The sequence below is a fragment of the Actinomadura sp. 9N407 genome, from assembly GCF_044326315.1.
Lineage (GTDB): Bacteria > Actinomycetota > Actinomycetes > Streptosporangiales > Streptosporangiaceae > Spirillospora.
Genome location: NZ_JBIRAW010000010.1, coordinates 159981 through 180267 on the forward strand (window position 1 = coordinate 159981; position 20287 = coordinate 180267).

At 69.8% G+C, this 20287-nt stretch carries 18 protein-coding genes; 15 read left to right on the forward strand and 3 right to left on the reverse strand.

Annotated elements, in window-relative coordinates; translation table 11 throughout:
- Nucleotides 1-75: 75 nt before the first annotated feature.
- Nucleotides 76-1290, reverse strand: a complete 1215-nt coding sequence (locus ACH34Q_RS18165) for an alpha/beta hydrolase (RefSeq protein WP_395984132.1) — start codon at nucleotides 1288-1290, stop codon at nucleotides 76-78.
- 254 nt (nucleotides 1291-1544) lie between these two features.
- Between ACH34Q_RS18165 and ACH34Q_RS18170 the strand changes: the two genes are divergently transcribed.
- The 7 genes from ACH34Q_RS18170 (at nucleotide 1545) to ACH34Q_RS18200 (ending at nucleotide 7017) form a co-directional block, all read left to right on the forward strand.
- Nucleotides 1545-2714 (forward strand): acetoin utilization protein AcuC, encoded by a 1170-nt coding sequence (locus ACH34Q_RS18170; RefSeq protein ID WP_395984282.1) that lies wholly within the window; start codon nucleotides 1545-1547, stop codon nucleotides 2712-2714.
- On the forward strand, nucleotides 2711-2842 hold the full coding sequence (locus ACH34Q_RS18175; protein WP_395984133.1) for a hypothetical protein: 132 nt from the start codon (nucleotides 2711-2713) through the stop codon (nucleotides 2840-2842). Before ACH34Q_RS18170 ends, ACH34Q_RS18175 begins: the two co-directional genes overlap by 4 nt.
- Entirely contained in the window at nucleotides 2839-3645 is an 807-nt protein-coding gene (locus tag ACH34Q_RS18180) for a phosphatase (RefSeq protein ID WP_395984134.1), read from the forward strand. Before ACH34Q_RS18175 ends, ACH34Q_RS18180 begins: the two co-directional genes overlap by 4 nt.
- A 391-nt stretch (nucleotides 3646-4036) precedes the next feature.
- Nucleotides 4037-4240 carry a helix-turn-helix domain-containing protein gene (locus tag ACH34Q_RS18185; RefSeq protein ID WP_030163775.1) on the forward strand — a complete coding sequence of 68 codons (204 nt, stop codon included), beginning with the start codon at nucleotides 4037-4039 and terminating at the stop codon, nucleotides 4238-4240.
- Nucleotides 4241-4871: 631 nt separating this feature from the next.
- A complete protein-coding gene (locus ACH34Q_RS18190) occupies nucleotides 4872-4970 on the forward strand; it encodes a 30S ribosomal protein bS22 (protein ID WP_018654693.1) in 99 nt (32 codons plus the stop codon).
- 47 nt (nucleotides 4971-5017) lie between these two features.
- Nucleotides 5018-6031, forward strand: coding sequence for an NAD-dependent epimerase/dehydratase family protein (locus tag ACH34Q_RS18195; protein ID WP_395984135.1), 1014 nt, complete (start codon nucleotides 5018-5020; stop codon nucleotides 6029-6031).
- Entirely contained in the window at nucleotides 6031-7017 is a 987-nt protein-coding gene (locus ACH34Q_RS18200) for a lysophospholipid acyltransferase family protein (RefSeq protein ID WP_395984137.1), read from the forward strand. The genes ACH34Q_RS18195 and ACH34Q_RS18200 overlap by 1 nt, the downstream gene beginning before the upstream one ends.
- Nucleotides 7018-7193: 176 nt before the next feature.
- Here the strand turns inward: ACH34Q_RS18200 and ACH34Q_RS18205 are convergent, their stop codons facing one another.
- Nucleotides 7194-8084 (reverse strand): NAD(P)-dependent oxidoreductase, encoded by an 891-nt coding sequence (locus tag ACH34Q_RS18205; RefSeq protein WP_395984138.1) that lies wholly within the window; start codon nucleotides 8082-8084, stop codon nucleotides 7194-7196.
- 161 nt (nucleotides 8085-8245) lie between these two features.
- On the opposite strand from ACH34Q_RS18205, the gene ACH34Q_RS18210 reads away from it, so the two are divergent.
- From ACH34Q_RS18210 to ACH34Q_RS18240, 7 genes are all read left to right on the forward strand, one after another.
- On the forward strand, nucleotides 8246-8590 hold the full coding sequence (locus ACH34Q_RS18210) for a winged helix-turn-helix transcriptional regulator (protein WP_395984283.1): 345 nt from the start codon (nucleotides 8246-8248) through the stop codon (nucleotides 8588-8590).
- 276 nt (nucleotides 8591-8866) lie between these two features.
- Nucleotides 8867-9322, forward strand: coding sequence for a pyridoxamine 5'-phosphate oxidase family protein (locus tag ACH34Q_RS18215; protein ID WP_395984139.1), 456 nt, complete (start codon nucleotides 8867-8869; stop codon nucleotides 9320-9322).
- A 204-nt stretch (nucleotides 9323-9526) separates the two neighbouring features.
- Nucleotides 9527-10048 (forward strand): hypothetical protein, encoded by a 522-nt coding sequence (locus ACH34Q_RS18220; protein WP_395984140.1) that lies wholly within the window; start codon nucleotides 9527-9529, stop codon nucleotides 10046-10048.
- Between the two features lie 303 nt (nucleotides 10049-10351).
- The gene (rox, locus tag ACH34Q_RS18225; protein WP_395984284.1) at nucleotides 10352-11776 is read left to right on the forward strand and encodes a rifampin monooxygenase; all 1425 of its coding nucleotides are present in this window, start codon (nucleotides 10352-10354) and stop codon (nucleotides 11774-11776) included.
- Between the two features lie 129 nt (nucleotides 11777-11905).
- Nucleotides 11906-12658 carry an SMI1/KNR4 family protein gene (locus ACH34Q_RS18230; RefSeq protein ID WP_395984141.1) on the forward strand — a complete coding sequence of 251 codons (753 nt, stop codon included), beginning with the start codon at nucleotides 11906-11908 and terminating at the stop codon, nucleotides 12656-12658.
- Nucleotides 12659-13190: 532 nt separating this feature from the next.
- Nucleotides 13191-14579, forward strand: a complete 1389-nt coding sequence (locus tag ACH34Q_RS18235) for a DUF222 domain-containing protein (protein ID WP_395984142.1) — start codon at nucleotides 13191-13193, stop codon at nucleotides 14577-14579.
- A 642-nt stretch (nucleotides 14580-15221) separates the two neighbouring features.
- On the forward strand, nucleotides 15222-15443 hold the full coding sequence (locus ACH34Q_RS18240; RefSeq protein ID WP_395984143.1) for a hypothetical protein: 222 nt from the start codon (nucleotides 15222-15224) through the stop codon (nucleotides 15441-15443).
- Nucleotides 15444-16666: 1223 nt separating this feature from the next.
- On the opposite strand, the gene ACH34Q_RS18245 is transcribed toward ACH34Q_RS18240, so the two are convergent.
- Nucleotides 16667-17254, reverse strand: a complete 588-nt coding sequence (locus ACH34Q_RS18245) for a hypothetical protein (protein ID WP_395984144.1) — start codon at nucleotides 17252-17254, stop codon at nucleotides 16667-16669.
- A gap of 247 nt (nucleotides 17255-17501) precedes the next feature.
- Between ACH34Q_RS18245 and ACH34Q_RS18250 the strand changes: the two genes are divergently transcribed.
- Nucleotides 17502-20240 (forward strand): helix-turn-helix transcriptional regulator, encoded by a 2739-nt coding sequence (locus tag ACH34Q_RS18250; protein WP_395984145.1) that lies wholly within the window; start codon nucleotides 17502-17504, stop codon nucleotides 20238-20240.
- Nucleotides 20241-20287: the final 47 nt, after the last annotated feature.

Here is a 20287-nt window from a genome sequence, read left to right on the forward strand (position 1 = left end):
CGCAGGGCCACGGCTCAAGGCCAGGTGACCCTGCGGAGATGCCTCAAGATCTGAGGACTACGCGGGCTACACGAACTACGCGGCTTCGGTGTCGGCGGCGCCGGGGGCGATGACCGAGCGGATGAAGCGGCCGGTCTCGCGCATCGCGGCGTCGGCCTCGGGCAGCACGCGGTTGAGGATCTGGAAGACGTGCATCTGGCCGTTCCACACCTGTAGTTCGCAGGCGGTCCCGGCCTCGTTCAACTCCCGGGCCAGCTCCTCGGCCTCCGGCCGCAACACCTCGGCGCCGCCGACCTGGATCAGGAACGGGGGCGTGTCCGTCCAGGGGCAAGTGAGCAGGGCCAGCCGCGGGTCGTCGAATCCGGCCGGCCCCACCACGAGGCGGGCGACCCGGCGCGCCGAGCGAGCGCTGATGTACGGGTCGCGGGCGCGCTGCTGCGCCTGGATGGAAAGTTCGCAGGTCAGATCGACCCAGGGGGAGAACAGAACGGTCCCGGCCGGGCGCGGCAGGCCGGTCCGGCAGATTTCGCCGGTCAGCGCGGCGGCCAGATGCCCGCCGGCCGAGTCGCCGGCGATCACGATGCCGGCGGCCGGGATCCCGCGGTCCAGCAGCCAGCGGTACGCGGCCAGCGCGTCCTCCAGCGGGGCCGGAAAGCAGTGCTCGGGGGCCAGCCGGTAGCGGGGCGCGAAGACCGGGAGGCCGGTCTCCAACGCGAGCCGCGAGGTGATCGGCCGGTGCGTGCGGGGCGAGCAGACCACGTACCCGCCGCCGTGCAGGTACAGGACGGCCCCGGCCGGATCGGCCTCCTCGGCGTCGCGCGTCACGACCCATTCACCGCGGACCGAGCGCCGCAGCCGTCCCGACTCCACCTGGGGATCGATCACCTGGCGGACGCGGACGCGCTGGCTCGGCCGTAGCAGCAGCGAGGCGGCGTCGACCGTGGAACGGGCCGTACGGATCCCGCGAGCGTGGCCGGGCACCCGATGGACGAACGGCCGCACGCCCAGCCGGATCGCGGTGGAGACGACCTGGCTCCGGACGCTGGGCCAGCGATCATACGCGGCACCCTCGTTCGGGTCGTGTTCAGAACGATCCAGGCCAGAACGATCCAGGCCAGAACGGTCGTGGGCGGCACGGTCCTGGCCAGAACGGTCGTGGACAGCACGATCGTGGGCAGAACGGCCGTGCCCGGAATGCTCCTGGACGGCGTCGTCGGGGACGGGATCCGCGGCCCTCGGCAGGGACAGCACACGCTCTGCGGAGCGGGCGATCGAGCGATGCGGGTCCATCAACCCCCCAGTGCGCCGTCTCGGGTGCGTTTTCGGGCGCATTACATAGATGCCCATTTCTTCCAGGTAGTTCACGTAACAACTTCGTAGCACCGGGGTGCGGTGGGTCGATGCGGGCCAATTTCCCGGGGGGAACGGGCCTCCCGAGACCTCATGTGACCCAGGACACGCGGCCGTGGCCTGGACGGGGGCGGTAGCGTGAGGCCATGAGCAGTCCCCCGTCGCCCGTGTCCTCCGAGAACTGCGGGCTGCAAATCCTGTGGGACGACCGGCTCATCTCCTATGATTTCGGCCCCGACCACCCCATGAACCCCGTACGGGTCGAGCTGACGATGGCCCTGGCGCGCGCGTACGGCCTGCCGGACGAGCCGAACGTACGGGTCGAGGCGTTCGAGGCCGCCGACGACAAGCTGCTCGGCCTCGTCCACGACGAGGCCTACATCAGCGCCGTGAAGCATTGCGGTGCCACCGGCCTGCCCGAGCTCCGGTTCGGTCTCGGCAGCGCCGACAATCCCGTCTTCCTGGGCATGCACGACGCCACCGCCCTGGTGGCAGGGGCTTCGGTCGCCGGTGCGCGGGCCGTCTGGACGGGGGAGACGGAGCACGCCGCCAACATCTCCGGCGGCCTCCACCACGCGCTCCGAGGGGCGGCCAGCGGGTTCTGCGTCTACAACGACCCGGCGATCGCGATCGCCTGGCTCCTGGAGAACGGCGCCGAACGTGTCGCGTACGTCGACGTCGACGTCCACCACGGCGACGGCGTCCAGGCGGCCTTCTACAACGATCCGCGCGTCCTGACGGTCAGCCTGCACGAGACACCGCGAACGCTGTTCCCCGGCACCGGCTTCCCCAACGAGACCGGCGGGCCCGGTGCGAAGGGCACGGCGGTGAACGTGGCCCTGCCGCCCGGCACCGGCGACGCCGCCTGGCTGCGCGCGTTCGACGCGGTGGTGCCCCAGGTGCTGGAGGCGTTCCAGCCGCAGATCCTGGTCAGCCAGCACGGCTGCGACAGCCACGCCCTGGACCCGCTGGCCCACCTGATCCTGACCCTGGACGGGCAGCGTACGGCGTACTCCTGGCTGCACCGGCTCGCCCACGAGCACGCCGGCGGCCGCTGGCTGGTGACCGGGGGCGGTGGCTACGAACTGGTCCAGGTCGTACCGAGGGCCTGGACGCACCTGCTGGCCGAGGCGGCGGGACGGCCGATCGACCCGCAGGCGGCGTGCCCGGAGGAGTGGCGCGAATTCGTCCGGCGGCGGACCGACGAGATCGCCCCGCGCCGGATGACCGATGGCAAGAGCGTGGTGGAGGTCATGACGTGGGGGAACGGCTACGATCCGGCGAGCCCGGTGGACCAGGCGGTGCTGGCGACCCGGCGGGCCGTGTTCCCGGAACACGGCCTGGACCCCATGGCGGTCCTATGACCAGGGACGAGCGGACCAGGGACGAGCGGACCAGCTACCAGCGGACCAGTGACCAGCGGACCAGCGGCCAGCGGCTGACCTGCGACCAGCGGTGTGCGGCGACCGGACCTGTGGCGGGAGTACTGTGACGGCCGTTCCGGAACGGGCGGAGCTGCGCGAGCAGCTGGTCCGCACGATGATCGCCGGTGATGTGGCCACCCCGCGCCAGAACAACCTGCTGCACTTCCGGCGGATGGCGGCGGGCAACCCGTACTACCAGTTCGGCCTGGACCTCAAGCCCTCGTGGACCGAGGGCGAGGTGCTGGCGATGATGGTCGAGCGCTGCGGGGTCGATCCCGACCCGATGCACCTGTACGGGGACGACACGATCGACCCGGACATCACCATCGACTCGCTGGAGGAGATGGGCGACCGGATCGGGCAGGCCGCGCGGAACCGGGAGCGGGTCGTCCTGGCCACCGGCCATCCGGCGACGCTGACCCCCGTCTACCAGGCGGCGGCCGAGGCCCTGCGCGCCTCGGGCTGCCAGGTCCTGACGCCTGCGGCGGGCTGGTCATACGAGGTCGACACCGGGTACGGCTTCGAGCGGCGGAAGATCGTGTACGCGCCGGGCGGCGTGGCCATGCTGGAAGGGGACGAGGGGCGGACGCACCACACCCACGACCCCTTCCCGATGGAGGCGATGCTGGCCGAGCTCGCAACCGAATCGAAGGATTGGCCGGATCTGGCCATCGCCGACCACGGCTGGGCCGGGGCCGCCGGCGAGGCCGGGATCGACACGGTGGGATTCGCGGACTGTAACGACCCGGCGCTGTTCGCCGGCGCGGCCGAAGGCAAGGTCCAGGTGGTCGTCCCGCTGGACGACGGCATATCGCCGCACCACTACGGCCCGATGACCGCGTACCTGCTGCACCGGGCCGGGCTGGCCTGACCGCTTGCGGCCTCGATCGGCCTCGATCTGCCGTGCCGGCACGCCCGGATGTGTCACTGAATGTGACGGAACGGCCGTACCGGGGCTGCTGCGTGCGCGCGAAGCCCTAGTGGACTGCTGAGTCGCAGGTCATCGCGTGGTTTGGCTTGACAAGCGGTTGTCGGGCTACGCCCAGTCCCGTCAGGTCCACGCTGCGTACGAACGCACGGTGTCGCCACTAGGGGTGGCCGCTGTGACAGCACTGTGGCCCCTGGGACAGGTCGAGATACGCAAATGGGTGGAACTCCCCTCTTGCGACTATCGATACACGATTTACGCTGGAGGAAGTACACGTGCGTGATCAAAGTCACCCAAAGGTCCGGTGCGCGGCACGTGTGGAAGAGGGCGTCCGATGAGCTCAGGCGAGCGACCTCTGAGTGAGGTCAGGTTCCTGACCGTGGCCGAAGTGGCGGCGGTGATGCGGGTGTCCAAGATGACCGTCTACCGCCTCGTCCACTCGGGCGAGCTGCCCGCGATCCGCGTGGGCCGGTCGTTCCGGGTACCCGAGCAGGCCGTACACGACTATCTGCGCGAAGCGTTCATCGAAGCCGGATAACGGGGTAGGGCGGGGGCCATGAGACAGGTCCTCGCAGCGACACCCGAGATCCGGCCGTGCAGGGGACAGCCGCGCGGATCCCGCAATCCGCGCGGGCAGCCGGGCAAGAACGCAGGGCAAGGACCGGTCGGCGGCCGTCAGTGTCCGCGGACTGTGCGTCAGTGTCCGCGGACTGTGGCGGCCGTTCCCGGTGCCTGGGGAGCCGGGGCCATCCGCGATGTCCGTGGCCTCCTGGGCGCCGGAGTGACCGGCGCCCGGACAGGCGCTGCGCCGGCGGCGGAGAACGCCGCCCAGCCCAGGATGCAGTGCGCCCAGACCAAGATGCAGTGCGCCCAGGCCGGGATGCAGTGTCCCCGGCCCAGAATGCAGGGCCTCCAGGCCAGAATGCAGCGCCCTCAGGCCAGAATGCGGGGCCCCCACGCCAGGATTAACGCCGCCCGGCCAAGGGGTGAAGGCGCCGCGAGACCCGTCCCGGTGACGTCATGGCCGACCGGGGGCCTGACCGCGACCGATGCAGCGGTACGCTTGGGCTTCGGACCGTGCGCGTCGGCGGAGTTCAGCTCGCCGGACGGCACGGCCGATTCCTGTAGACACCCGGTATGTAGACACCCGAAACGCGGAGCGAGGTCTCGTGGGCTCTGTCATCAAGAAGCGTCGCAAGCGGATGGCGAAGAAGAAGCACCGCAAGCTGCTGAAGAAGACGCGCATCCAGCGTCGCAACAAGAAGTAAACACACCGGCCACTCAGCCGTAAGGGGTGGGGCGCACAGTGTCTTCCATGCCCTCCACTGCGGCCCGTGTCGTCCTCGTCACGGGCGTGTCCCGTTTCCTGGGGGCGCGGGTCGCCAACACCCTGCAGGCCGACCCACGCATCGAACGGGTCATCGGCGTGGACACGGTCCCACCCGCGACGTCACTCGGGCGCACCGAGTTCGTCCGCGTCGACATCCGTACGCCGAGCATCGCGAAGGTCATCTCCTCCGCCGAGGTCGACACGGTGGTTCACCTGAATCTGGTGACCTCACCGTCGGTGCCCCGGGCGAAGGTGAAGGAATTCAACGTCATCGGCACGATGCAGCTGCTGGCGGCGTGCCAGCGGTCGCCGGACACGCGCAAGCTCGTCGTGCGGTCCTCGGCCGCGGTGTACGGGTCCTCGCCGATGGACCCGGCGGTGTTCGCCGAGGACGACGAGCCCGTCGAGGCGCCCACGTCCGGCTACGCCAAGGACGCGGTCGAGGTCGAGGGGTTCGTCCGCGGGCTGTGCCGGCGGCGCTCGGACCTGAAGGTGTCGGTGCTGCGCTTCGCCAACTTCCTCGGGCCGGGGGTCGACTCACCCCTGACCCGCTACCTGCGGATGCCGGTCGTCCCGACGGTGCTGGGCTTCGATCCCCGGCTCCAGTTCGTACACGAGGACGACGGCATCGAAGTGCTGCGCCGGATGACGGTCGAGGACCACCCCGGCACGTACAATGTCGCCGGTGACGGCGTGCTGCTGCTCTCGCAGGCCCTGCGCCGCGCCGGCCGCTCGTACGTACCGCTGCCCTCGCAGACGATCGCGGCCGCGGGCGATGCCGGCCGCCGCTTCGCCGGCCTGTCGGGCTTCTCGCCCGAACTCCTGCGCTGGCTCACGTACGGCCGCGTCCTGGACACCCGCCGCCTCGAGACGGAGCTGTCCTGGATGCCCAAATACACGACGGAGGCGGCGTTCGCGGACTTCGTCTCGGCCCGGTTGCCGAGCCGCAGCGCCCCACTCCAGCTTCTCGAACGGCTGATGGCCCGGAGGCCCACGTGATGAACGCGCAGCACGATCCGTACGACGAGGGCGCGCGCGTCATCCAGCTGGACTCCGCGCGCCAAGAGCGCGAGTCATCGAACCACGGGCCGTCCGGCCACCGGTCGTCGAACCACGGGTCGTCCAGCCACGGGTCGTCCGGCCACGAGCCGTCAGGGCTCGAACGCAAGCTGGCCTCAGGACTGTCCTTCCTCCGGCGCCGCCTGGCCGGCGAGTACGAAGTCGACGAGTTCGGCTTCGACTCCGAGTTCAACGACACGATCCTGCTCCCGTTCGCCCGCGCCTTCTACGAGCGCTGGTTCCGCGTCGAACTCTTCGGCCTCGACAACGTACCGGCCGAGGGCGGCGCGCTCATCGTCGCCAACCACTCCGGTACGGTCCCGCTCGACGGCATCATGCTCTCGGTCGGCATGCACGACCACGCCAAGCGTGACCTGCGCCTGCTGGGCGCCGACCTGATCTACCAGGTCCCGCTGCTGGGCCACCTGTCCCGCAAGGCCGGCCACACCCTCGCCTGCCACGCCGACGCCGGCCGCCTGCTGGACAAGGGCGAGCTCGTCGGCGTCTTCCCGGAGGGCTTCAAGGGCGTCGGCAAACCGTTCAGCGAGCGGTACCGCCTGCAGCGCTTCGGCCGGGGCGGCTTCGTCGGCACCGCCCTCCGCTCGAACGTCCCGATCATCCCCTGCGCGATCGTCGGCGCCGAGGAGATCTACCCCAAGCTCGCCGACCTGCGCCCCCTGGCCCGCCTGTTCGGCCTCCCGTACTTCCCGGTCACCCCGACCTGGCCCCTGTTCGGCCCCGCGGGCCTGGTGCCCCTGCCGTCCAAGTGGATGATCCAGTTCGGCGAGCCGATGACCCTGGACGAGTACGACGCGGCCTCGGCCGAGGACCCGATGACCGTTTTCGACATCACCGACCACGTCCGCGAGAACGTCCAGCAGATGCTCTACGACACCCTGCTCCGCCGAGGCCCCGCCTTCTTTTAGCGGCCCGCGCTCCAATGCCCCGCGCTCCGCGCTCCAATCCCCCGCGCTCCGCGCTCCAATGGCCCCCCGCGCTCTGCGTTCTTTAGGTCCGCGCTCCGCGCTCCGCGCTTTTTAGGCCCACCTCCGCGCTCTTTAGGTCCGCGCGCCGTGCTCCGAAGAGCCGACCGTTCGACTCCTCAGGCCGCCGGCACCGGCTTCTTGAGCACCTCCACTAGTGCCGCGATGCTGTGCTCCCCGTACCCCGCCGCGACGGCCCGCTGCAGTAGGTCGTGCAGGGGAGCGTGCCATGCCACATCGATGCCGGCCTCCTGGCCGAGCTCCTCGTCGTAGGGGATTCCCGCAAGGAAGACGTTCACGGTGGACATGGGCTCGGAGTAGTCGCCGCCATCGATCTCCCGCGCGAGGATCGGCAGCAAGGAGATGATCATTTCCAGCCACTTGGCGGTGAACGGCACCAGCGTGCTCGCCGCGAGCCCGCGCGCCTGGACGGCCGCGACCCCCTGGAAGAAGCCGACGAGCGTGGGCAGCAGCGTGCCGCCCACCGCCATCTCGTAGAGGGCGGCCAGATCGGCCTGGTCGCCGAGATGCACGGTGTCGCCTCCCAGCACCTCCAGCGTCGCCTTGAACTCCTCGAAGACGGTCCTGTCACCGGCGTAGTACAGCAGCGTGTCCGAGGCTCCGACGGCCGAGGGGACGTTCTTGATCGCTCCGTCCAGGAAACGGGCACCGTGGCCGATGGCCCAGTCGGCCATCTGGCGGGCCCCGGCGGGCGAGCCGCTGTTCAGCGTGACGAGCGCGCGCCCCGCCAGCGCCGCCGCGTCTGCTTCTAGGACCTGGCGCGTGTCGTCGTAGCCGGTCAGGCAGGTGATGACGAGCGGACTCGCCGTCACCGCGTCCTGGACCGTCGCCGCGTGCGCGGCTCCCTTGGCGACAAGAGAAGCGGCCTTGTCGGCGGTTCTGTTCCACACGGTGGTCGGATGTCCGGCCGCGATGAACGCCTCGGCCAATGCCCTGCCCATCGAGCCCAATCCGATGATGGTCACGGGTGTGCGGCTATTCCTGGTCAAGTGCGGTCTCCAGTAGCAAAGAAGTGAGTACGGCCGAGTGCCCGCCCCACACCGCTCTTGATCGTGGTGGGGGCGCCCGATCCATGCTGGAGCTACACTGATGTTTTCTCAAGTACCGACAATATTGTCGGGTACATACACTTATGTAAGTGAGAGTGGCGATGAAGCAGCGCACCTTCACCTGCGGGCTCGACGCCGCCATCGCCGTCATGGGCGGCAAGTGGAAGGGACTGATCCTCTTCGCCCTCCAGGACGGCCCGCTCCGCTTCGGAGAGTTGCGGCGCGCGGTGGTCGGCATCAGTGAGCGCGTGCTGATCCTGCAGCTTCGTGAGATGGAGACCACCGGCCTGCTGCATCGCGAGGTCTACCACCAGGTCCCACCGAAGGTGGAGTACTCGCTCACCGAGTTCGGCCGCTCGCTCAACACCGCGATCGCACCGCTCGGCGAGTGGGGCGATGAGCATATCGAGCGCATCGAGACCGTCCCGTGGGACCAGGTCCGCTGATCCGGGCAGAGGCCGTGTGGGCAACATCCCTGGGGCTCCCGGCCGACCAGATCGCCGACGTCGAACGGCTGGTGTCCCTCGGTACCCAGCGCATCGACGGAATCTCTATCCTGATGACCTCGACTTCGTCCCTGATGACCCCGACTTCGTCGCGATCGCAGACACTTCGTCGTATTCGCAGACACTTCGTTGTACTCGCAGTCCTGACGGAAACCGCTTCTGCGTCATCGCCACCGGCCGCGGCCGAGATCTGGCGCGGAATCCACTGGAGGAAAGATGACGGACGCGCCGCCGCGTGGGCTTGAGGAACGACTGCGGGACACCCGCGCGAGGCTGGAGAGCGACGTCGACCTGTGGGTCGCGACGCCGGGCTCCCCGGACGGCGTCCACCTCATCCCGCTCTCCTACTTGTGGGACGGGACCGCGTTCCTCGTCTCCACGCCGCGCGCCTCGGCCACCGGCCGCAACCTGCTGGCGGACGGCCAGGTCCGACTCGGCCTCGGCCCGACCCGCGACGTCGTCATCGTCGACGGCACCGCCGAGCCGGTGGACATCGCCGACCTCGGCGCCGGCACGGGCGATGCGTTCGCGACCAAGACCGGTTTCGACCCGCGCGAACTCGACGAGCCTTACCAGTACTTCCTGATCCGTCCGCGGCGCGTCCAAGCCTGGCGAGAGGTGAACGAATTGGAAGGACGCACCCTCATGCGCGACGGCCACTGGCTCGGCTGACCTGGAGCCTCAGCGACCACGGGTTCAGAAGAAGCGGCCCGCGTCGGGTCGGAGGCTTGTACGCTCGCGGATCTCGGCCATACGGGTCGCGTCGCCGTCGGGATCGGTGATTCTGGTGGCCCCCGCGGAGCCGGTCGGTCGACGCGGACGGCCCTCCCCGACCACGTGCGCGATGACCGAGCCGACGCGCTGAAGGCGATGATCGTGAGCGATGACTCCCCTCCCAGGCCCATCGCCGTGCGGATCGGCGTTCCCTATCTCGCGCTGCCGTGGACTGGGATCACTGGCCTTCTCGCTTACGACTGGAACTCCTCGGACCTGCTCGTGCCCGTCATCTGGATGGTCCTGTGGGTGACCGCCTGCCATGCCATGCTCTACCGGGTCTGGCGGGGCGGCCGGAAAGCCATTGGGGTGGCATCCCTTCTCGTCGTGGGCGTCTCTTCCCTTCTGCTCATCAAAGCGGTCGTGCCGCCCGTTCTGGGGACCCTCATCTATCTGACCGGGCTGGTGCTCGGGTATCCCGCTTGGGGGGAGATGCTCGGCTGGCCCGGCCCCCTTTGGTGGGCGGTCGTCGTCGCCAACGCCGCAGGGGCGGTCATGGGAATTGCGCTGCGCCGAAGGGCGGTCAGGGAGTGGGCCGAGGGCATCCGGGGCGCGGACGGAAAACGAAGCCCCGAACAGGGCACCTATGGCGAGGATCGGCAGGATGGCCATCACGACGGCTAGTAAAGGAATGGACGGGATGATGTCCGGGCCGGTAGCGTTCTGCTGCACGTGACACCGCCCGAGGAGGTGAGACCCATGAACGCTGTTTCGACGTGGGTGCTCCCCCTTCCAGTCACGGTCGGGCGATTGACGTAGGTGTCGCCGGGAGCGCCTCGAACAAGGCACTCTCGAAAGGCAACACCGATGCACTCTCACCAGTTCAGCGCCGACCCGTCGTCGAACCGTACGGTCGAGCGAGACTTCACTGCGGGCGATGGCCCCGAACTCGGGTCGCCGGCCTCCGGCACCGATCGCGCGCCCCTCATGTTCGACGTGATCATTGTCGGATGCGGGCCGACCGGTGCGATGCTGGCCGCCGAACTGCGGCTGCACGATGTGCGGGTACTCGTTCTGGAGAAGGAAACCGAGCCCGTGTCGTTCGTCCGCATAGTCAGTCTGCACATGCGCAGTCTCGAGCTGATGGCGATGCGCGGCCTGCTGGAGCGCATTCTCGAACGCGGAAGACGGCGTCCGGTCGGCGGTATCTTCGCCGCCATCACCAAACCCGCGCCCGAGGGCCTGGACTCCGCGCACGCCTATCTGCTGGGCATCCCGCAGCCGGTCATCAATCACCTGCTGGAAAACCATGCGATCGACCTGGGTGCGCAGGTCCGGCGCGGTTGCGCGGTCGCCGATCTCGAGCAGGACGACGAGGGTGTGACCGTCGAGCTGGCCGGCGGAGAACGGCTGCGTGCGCGCTACCTCGTCGGCTGTGACGGCGCGCGCAGCACGGTGCGCAAACGGCTCGGCGTCGGCTTCCCTGGCGAGCCCGCACGGAGCGAGACGCTGATGGGCGAGATGCAAGTGGGTGTGCCGCAGGAAGAGATCGCCGCCAAGATGGCCGAAATCAGCCAGACCCATGGGTCATTCTGGCTCAGACCGTTCGGTGAAGGGGCCTATAGCGTCCTGGTCCCGGCCGCGGGAGTCAGCGAGCGTGCGGAACCGCCCACCCTGGAAGATTTCAAACAGCAGTTGCGTACCATCGCCGGTACCGATTTCGGCGTGCACTCCCCGCGCTGGCTGTCCCGCTTCGGCGATGCCACCCGGCTGGCCGAACGTTATCGCGTCGGGCGGGTGTTGCTGGCCGGCGACGCGGCACACATCCATCCACCCATCGGCGGCCAGGGCCTCAACGTGGGCGTTCAGGACGCATTCAACCTCGGCTGGAAAATGGCCGCCCAGATCCGCGGCTGGGCGCCGGAAACACTGCTGGACACCTACCAGGCCGAACGCCATCCGGTCGCCGAGGACGTGCTGGAGAACACCCGCGCCCAGACGGAACTGCTGTCCACCGAACCCGGCCCGCAGGCCGTGCGCAGGCTGCTCACCGAACTGATGGACTTCGACGAGGTGAACCGCCATCTGATCGAAAAGATCACCGCGATCGGCATCCGCTACGACTTCGGCGAAGGCCCCGACCTGCTCGGCCGTCGCCTGCGCGACATCGACGTGAAACAGGGCCACCTCTACGGTCTCCTGCATCGCGGCCGCGGCCTGCTGCTGGACCGCACCGAACGCCTGACCGTCGGCGGCTGGTCAGACCGGGTCGATTACCTCGCGGACCCCGCCGCGGTACTGGATGTTCCATGCGTCCTGCTACGCCCTGACGGCCACGTCGCCTGGATCGGCGACGATCAGCAGGACCTGGACGACCACCTATCCCGCTGGTTCGGCAAGCCCGCCAACTGATTCGGGGTGCTGTTCCTTTGCAGGGAGCTCTTCACTTGCGTGAACTGTTGACTCGCGGGTCTGTGTCCAGCCGTTCCGTCCCGCCGACCGAGCTTGGGAGACGGGCCAAGGAGGACATGGCGGTCGGCCTTGCCCCCGAACTCGATCGTTACCCGCGCCACGTGGCACGGCGGGCTCAGTGTGCCTTGCCCGAGCTTCCGTATCGGCAGCTCCCTGCAAAGGGGCCGCGCCTGGCAAAGGGACCACACCCTGCAAAGGGAGTACACCCTGCAAAGGGACGACACCATTGGAATTGACATGGCGCATTTATGGAATCGCGATGAGGTCCTTGCCGGTCTTGCTTCGCGCGAGGACTCTTACCTGCGGCCGCCGTTGCCGCTGGAGGACGCCCTCGCCTTTGAACGGCGCAACGGCATCATCCTGCCCGAGTCGTATCGCAGCTTCATCACCGAGGTCGGTGATGGAGGAGCCGGGCCCGAGAACGGTCTGTGGCCGCTTCATCGATCCGCCCGATGGACGGGCCGCGAGCCGGCTTACGGGCCCGGCTATCTTGCCAGGCCGTTTCCATACACCCGTCGCGTCTCCGCAGAGTCCTTCGAGGCCATGGACGATGTCGAAGACTACGAGGACGCGCTCACCGGGTCGTTGATCATCGCCGAGATCGGCTGCGGTGCATTCATTCGGCTGGTCGCGACCGGAGAGGCGAGTGGACAGGCCTGGCGCGACACGGTGGATCAGGGCGGTGCTTTGACGCCTGGGCCGGATTTTGGTGAGTGGTATTTGCGTTGGCTACGTCCAGGCGAGCGGACCACCGGCGGTCGCCAGAGGCTTGTCGGCTGGCATTCGCAGTCGCTTCGCTGGCAGGGCGGGAGTTCTGAGTAAGGGACAGCAGTGGCAATCCCTGCGGAGGGCTGTTTCTGCGGTTACGCTCCGGCCAGGGCAGTGTGGACATGGATTTCGGGGAGGCGGGTGCCGGTAAGGGTGCCGCCCGCCGGAGCACAGCCTCCCCGGGAGCCGACGAGGGCGCGGATGCGCAGGGAGTGGGGACCCCTGCCGCAAGAGGTCCGGGATGCCGTCACTGATCGGACCGGCCCTGTCCAGAGCGTCCAACCGGCTCCGCGCGGTAGTAACGCCGAGTTGGCCGCCACAGTGACCGGCTCGGCGGAGCTGTGTTCGTGAAGCCCGCCCCGAAGGCCGAGGACGGGCATGGCGGCCCCATCAGCTACTCGTTCTCCCTAACCGAGGACGTATTTCGCCCTGGACGCGCGGGCAGACGAGATCAACGCCACGACGGCGGCCAGGGCCTCCAGGGCCTCACCGCAGCATTCCCCCGTCACGCCATCTCCGCGTCACGCCATCCACACCCGCCATCCACTCCTTGTGATCAGGCGGATGCGTTCGGTAGTATTAGCTCATGTGTTCGAGCGTGGTCGATGTGGGGTCGCTGTCCACCGGGGAGTTGGTGGACGCAGCGGCGTCGATCGCGGCCGAACTGGCCCGCCGTGACACCCCCGAATCGGCTGCCGCCTGCATGGAGCAGGCCGAGACCCTGGTCCGTGCCGCCGACGTGCAGGAAAGGACTCTGGCCCGCCTGATCGCGGTGGTGGACGGCGCCGGTGAGATGCGCCGCTGGGGCTATCCGTCCGCTCAGGCGTGGCTGCGCTCCCGGCTGGGGATGCGTGATGCCCGCGCCAAGGAACGCGTCCTGCTCGCGCGCCAGCTGCCACGGTTGCCCGAGACCGCGGAACGGCTGGCCGACGGGACCCTGTCCTGCGGGCACGCGGTCGCGATCGTGCAATCGGTGGCCCGCCTCGACGATGAGGATTGCGCCAGGGCCGAGACGCTGCTGCTGGAGATGGCCGACGACGGGTTCTCCGCGGGGAAGGTCGCCGCGTTCGGGTCCCGGATCCGGGATGTGATCGCCGAACGCGACGGCACCGAGCAGGCTCCCGATGACGCCGCACGCGGCTACCGGCGTTCCTGGCTCACCTCGACGCGGTCGCTGGACGGCGGCCGGTATGTGAAGGGCTGGCTGAACGCCGAGGACGCCGCCGTCCTCGACGGCACCCTGGGGCCGCTGGCCAAGCCTGCCGGTCCCGAGGACCTGCGCGATCTGGCCGAACGCACCGCCGCCGCCCTCACCACCGTCCTGTCCGGCGGCCACCACACCACCAAGGTCACCCTGATCGTGGATCTGGACACCCTCACCGGCGGTGATACCCCCGCACGGCTGCCCGACGGCACCCCGATCCCGGCGGCACAGGCTCGCCGGATCGCGCTGTCGGCCGGAGTATCACCGCTGCTGCTGGGATCTGGTGGTCTCCCGCTGTACTTGGGGCGGCGGGCCCGGTTCGCCAGCCCGGCACAACGCCGCGTCCTGGAAGCCCTCTACCCCACCTGCGCCGTCCAAGGCTGCGAAGTCCCCGGCACGCTGTCTGAAGTCGACCACGTCGACGGATGGGCCCTAGACCAAGGCGCCACCAACATCGACCGCCTCACCCTGTGCTGCGGCTGGCACAACCGCTGGCGCCACACCAACCCCCACCAAACCCACATCCACAAAGACAACAACGGACGATTCATCTACCGACTCCTCCCTCCACCCGACCACCTAGGGAGACGCGCGGAGAATCCGGCATGGGAACAGAACACCGGCAGGCGAGGTCAGACTCGATCTGTCCCCTATCCGCTTGTTCCCGATCCACGCAGCTGCCCGGGCCAACGCAGCCAACCCAACTCCTGTGAACGCGATCCAAGGTCGGGCCACCGGCGTCCTTCCGACCAACGATCCCTAGGACCGTGACTGGTCCGTCAACACAGCCCGCCCGGCTGGATCGGCCAAGACGACCGCGCCGTGCAGATCGAGGACCCTTCCCCTGGGCTCGCAACGGGCCGGGTGGTCATGAGCGCGGCTGTTCGCGGCCGTCCTGCTGTCTGGAGGTGCGGTTCAGAGTGCAGGAGGCTGAATGCTCAACGCCGCTCGATCCTGCCTGACTTGGCAGGGGACCAGGGTGCGCCCGTCCCTGCTCGATCGAGCCAGACGAGATAGTCGACGGAGATCCCGGCGAGGGCGGTCAACTCCACACACCGCAGTCCAGCGGTACGCCGCAGCCTGACATCGAGAACCCGGCGTCGGACGGGCTCACGCGGTCTCGTCACGAGCGCAGCGCCCGGGCGAGCTCCCCGGTCGTCATGACGCCAGGATCGCACCCGGCCTCGTGACCACGGTGGCACTGCGGATACCTGGGACCTTCGACCGCATGCGGGATGGTGAAGGCATGCCGCCACCGGCCCCTGTCGCGACCGATCCTCGCCGCGCCCGACCTCTGCCGCGTCCGACCTCTGGCGCCACCGACCTCTGCCGCGTCCGACCCCTGCTGCCACCGACCTCTGCCGATTCCGAGTCGCCGACCATCGCGCGTCGCCCGTTCGTAGGAGTGGTCCGATGAGCGCACTCGCCGTCGTCACGGGCGCCGGCGGCGGGATCGGGGAGCAGATCGCGGCTGGTTTGGCGCGTACCCGCGCGACGGCCGTGCTCGTCGACCTCGACCGCACCCGGCTGGACCTGCGGGAGGACGTATCCACGATGCCGTTCCAGGAGCCGATCTGGAAACCGAGCCGGTCGACCTCACGGACCTCGCCGAGGTACAGCGGCTCGCGGAGGTAGGGGGCTTGCGGCGCGGATCGGCTCGGCTCGGCTCGCTTCGGCGCGGCGCGGCGCGGCGCGGCTCGCCCTCGGATCGGGGATTGGTGCTGCATCCCACCGGGACTGGCAGTTGGCAGGGGGCCGGTGTGCTGCGGATGGGGGATGCTCTCATCGCGAAGCCAGCGGGGCTGGGGCCGGACCCCGCTCGCTTCGGCGTGGCTCGGTGAGCGCATGCCGTCGACCGTCGTGGGCAATGCCGCGGTCATCATCGCTGCGCCCGACGACCGTACTCCCGACGGGTTCCACCGGTCGCTGGTGACGTACCATCTCGCCCCATACCTACTGCTGTGCCGCCTCGCGGAACGTTCGGCGGCCGAGCCCCGCCGGTCCGTCGTCGGCGGGTCCCCGCGCGGGCTCACACGCATGCCGGTCTATCTTCGACCTCAACCTCGCGCGCGGAGGCGAACTCGGCCGACCGGTCGGCTTCCGCCCCGGTCGCCGCCTGCGCACGCACCAAGGACATGAACGCGATGTTCGCGGGCGCCCTGGCGTCCAGGCTCGCCGGTACGGGCGCGACCGTGAACGGCGCGATCCGGGATCGTCAAGGGCGCCGTTTCGACCCGGCACGATGGTGGCGCGTTGAAGATGTTCGGTGTCAACTGCGGCCTGTTCGCAGCCGGGACCTTCGCCAGCGCCGACACTCCGCTGTGGCTGGCGACGGACGGTGAGATCGAGGCGTGACAGGCAGGTTCTTCCTCAAGCGCCGGCCGTCGAGACCGCACCGCACACCACCGCCCCGGGAGCGCGTGGAACGCCTGTGGCGCGAGAGCGCCCGATTCGTCGGTCCCTGTCCCACAGGCGCGGGTCAAGGGATGAGGGGCGACCGGTTAGGGGCACATACGGTCCGTGCTGGGTGTGGGACGCGATGGTGCGCGGTTGACCGGTCGCCGTAGGGCCTGGCCAACCACACTCACCGCACCCACGATCGTCACTGGACACACTTCGTCGGTGTCGCGAAGGAACGCAGACAACGTTGGTGCCGACACCCGGCCAACTCGGCGCCGACGCCCGCACCAATCCGGTCATCAGGATGCACCTCTGTCACCGACCTCGGCTGTCACCGACCTCGGCTGTTCCGGACCTTGGTCGTTATCGACCTTGGCGTCACCGTCTTCGGCGTCACCGTCCTCGGCGTCAACCTCTTGGCGTCACCGTTCTCGATCGTCACCGTCTTTGACCGGTGTTCATCGCTGCTCATCTACTACGACGATTCCGGTCAGGCGGTCTCGCCATGGGCGGCGTGGGCGGGTGATGAAGGTGCCGAGATCCGCCAGTACGGTGGCGACTCTCAGTGCACCGGGCTGGGCAGGTGGCAGCAGTTGCAGGCCGATCGTTCCGGCGAGCAGGTGGGCCCGTCCGGGGCGGGTTCCGTCGCGTGCGGTGACGGTTCGCAGGCCCATCACTCGCTGGCCGACGCTGCGGCCCCCTGTCATCGACGGGATGATCCCGTACCCGAGGATGATCAGGAGCCGCCATCGTTCGCGTGGTTCCTGGGGCAACGGGTTGCGCGGCATGACGAGCCACTTCAGCACCTCCCGGCCGCTCGGTAGTTGAGGGATGGAAGGCTCGGGGGCCGTTTCGTCCGCGTCGGTCCTGGCTCGTTCGTCCGCGTCGGTCCTGGCTCGGCGATGCTCGCGTATCCCGTTCCAGGCGTCGGGGGCCCAGAACGGCGCGGTCGCGATGAGAAGGATCGTCGTGTCGATCGTCTCTGCCGTGACCCACCGCCAGAAGGTGGTGGCAACGATCTCGTCCGCCATGATCCATGACACCACGGCGAGCACCTCTCGGTGAGGTCTCGTGACACAAACTCGTGCACAAGCTCGTGACACAGAAAGAGCCGTGACACAGAAAGAGCCGTGACACACGCAAAGAGACTCCTGACACAAGAGGTGCCGACCGGTACGCATGGACCTTCCCGAACGTGTAGGGCGTTACGTGGACGCATCAGACGTTCATGGGACGCATAAGACCTTCGCGGGACGCATGGGACGTTCCCGGGCGGCTGTCAGGATGGGGATCATGGGCGCGGGGGAGCTGTACGGGAGAAGGACCGAACAGGACGCGATCGCCGGGCTGCTGGCGGGAGCCCGGGCCGGCACAAGCTCGTCACTGGTGATGCGCGGGGAGGCGGGGATCGGCAAGACGGCGTTGCTCGACCATGCCGCCACGACGGCCGGGGGGATGCGGCTGGTCCGCGGTACGGGGGTCGAGTTCGAGGCGGAGCTGCCGTTCTCGGGGCTGCAGTTGCTGTTGCGCCCGGCGCTGGGATCACTTGCCGCGCTGCCCGGCCCGCAGTGCGAGGCTCTGGAGGGCGCGTTCGGGCTCGGGCCGGCCGCCGGCTCCGAACCGATGCTGGTGGGGCTGGCGGTGCTCTCCCTGCTGGCGGAGCACGCGGACGAGACGGGCCTGCTGTGCCTGGTCGACGACGCGCAGTGGCTTGACCGGGCGTCGCGGGACGCGTTGCTGTTCGCCGCCCGGCGCCTGCACGCCGAGGGCGTGGTCATGATCTTTGCCGCCCGGGACGGCGAGGGGTCCTTCCCGGCCCCCGGCCTTCCGGAGGCGCGCCTGTCCGGGCTGGTACCGGAGGCGGCCGCGGCCATACTCGACCGGCAGCCGCTCGCGCCCGCCGTGCGCTACCGCCTGCTCGCCGAGGCCGGTGGCAACCCGCTGGCCCTGCTGGAGCTGCCGATCGCCTTGGCGGCCGAAGGCGGCAGTACGTTCTCGCCGGGGGCGCTGCCCCTCACAGGCCGCCTGCAACTGGCTTTCCATGGCCAGGTCAGCCGGATGCCGGAGGCCTGCCAGAGCCTGCTCCTGGTGGCGGCGGCCGACGAGACCGGCGAGCTCGCGGTGATCCTGCGTGCCGCCGCCGCGCTGGGGGCGGACGTCGAGGATCTGGCCCCGGCCGAGCGGGCCGGGCTGGTGCTCCGCGGCGACGCCGACGGCACCACGATCCGCTTCCGCCATCCGCTGATCCGCGCCGCCGTCTACCAGCGGGCGCCGCTCGGGCAGCGCCTCGCCGTCCACCGCGCGCTCGCCGCCGCCCTCGGCTCACCCGAGCACGCCGACCGCCGGGCCTGGCACCTGGCGGCCGCCGCCACCGGAGCCGATGAGGAGGCGGCCGCCGCGCTGGAACGTACCGCCACCCGCGCCCGCGAGCGCAGCGGCCACGAGGCGGCCGCGGCGGCATACGAACGGGCCGCCCGCCTGAGCGCCGACCCCGCAGCCAGGGCTCACCGCGAGGCCCTGGCTGCGGAGGCGGCGCTGGAGGCGGGCGATCTGGAGCGTGCAAGAGCCTTCGGGAGCCGCGCGGCCCGCCTGCTGGACCAGGCCCCGGCGGTGAACGCGCGGATCGCCCAGGTGCGAGCGCTCGCGGACTTCTGGCAGGGCGCCTACCCCGCCGCCCACCGGTCGCTGCTCGACGGCGCCGCACTCGTCCGCGACACCGATCCGGGCCAGGCCGCCGAGTTGCTGGTCCAGGCCGTCCACACCTCCTGGTACCTCGGGGAGCGGCAGCTCGCGGCGACGCTGGACCGGCTGGCGGCGCTGCCACTGAACGACGCGGATCCGCTCGCGCCGGTGGGGCCCTTCCTCGTCCACCTCGACCGGGGCCGTACCGAGCGGCCGCCGCCACTGGGCGAGACCCTCGCGGCGGTACGGCGGCGGGGACGGGCCCCCGACCAGGTACTGATGATCCTCTGCGGAGCGGCACTCGCGCTGGGCCAGGACGCCGACGCCTACGAACTCGCGACCGCGCTCGCCGCCGAGCACCGCGCCCGGGGCGGCGCCGGACGGCTGCCGACGGTGCTGTTCTTCATGGTCGAGGGCGAGGTGTTCACCGGACGGCACCTGGACGCGCTCGGCACTGCGACCGAGGCCCTGGGACTCGCCCGCGACACCGGCCAGCGGCAGTGGGTCAGCCAGTTCAGCAGCGTGCTCGCCTACCTCGACGCCGCCAAGGGGGAGGAGGCCGCCTGCCGGCGCAACGCCGAGGAGGGGCTGGCGGGGGCGACCGCCGGGGCCGCCTCCCCCGGCGCGCCGTGGGCGCACTGGTCGCTCGGGCTGCTGGACCTCGGCCTCGGTCGCGCCGAGACGGCGCTCGCCCGCTTCGAGCGCCTGACCCGCGAACCGATGCGCCATCACATCTGCGCCACCCGTTCCACTCCTGATCTGGTGGAGTCGGCCGTACGAACAAGGGCGCCGGAACGCGCCGCCGAGCCCCTGGCGCGCTTCGAACGGTTTGCGGGGTCGGTCCGGCAGCCGTGGGCCGACGCGCTCGTGCAGCGCTGCCACGGGCTGCTCGCTCCCGACGACCAGGCCGAGGCGTTCTACACGGCGGCCCTCGAATTGCACGACCAGGACGGCCGTGCGTTGGAGTACGCCAGAACCGCTCTGCTCTACGGCGAATGGCTGCGCAGGGCCCGTCGGAAGGCCGAGGCGCGCGGGCCGTTGAACGACGCCCTGGAGGTCTTCGACCGGCTCGGGATGCGGCCGTGGGCCGAACGCACCCGCGGCGAGCTGACCGCGACCGGCGCCCCGGACCAGGGCCCCCGGCCCGCCGAGGGCGCGGCCGCCGCTCTCACCCCGCAGGAGCTGCAGATCGCCCGGCTCGCCGTGCAGGGCCTGTCCAACCGCGACATCGCCGCCCAGCTCTTCCTCAGCCACCGGACGGTCGGCTACCACCTCTACAAGGCCTATCCCAAGCTCGGCGTCGCCTCCCGGAGCGAGCTGAAGGATTCCGCCGAACGGCTGGGGCTGTGAGATCTTGGCCCGATGGCCACTCCGGAACAGGTGCTATCGGGACAGCA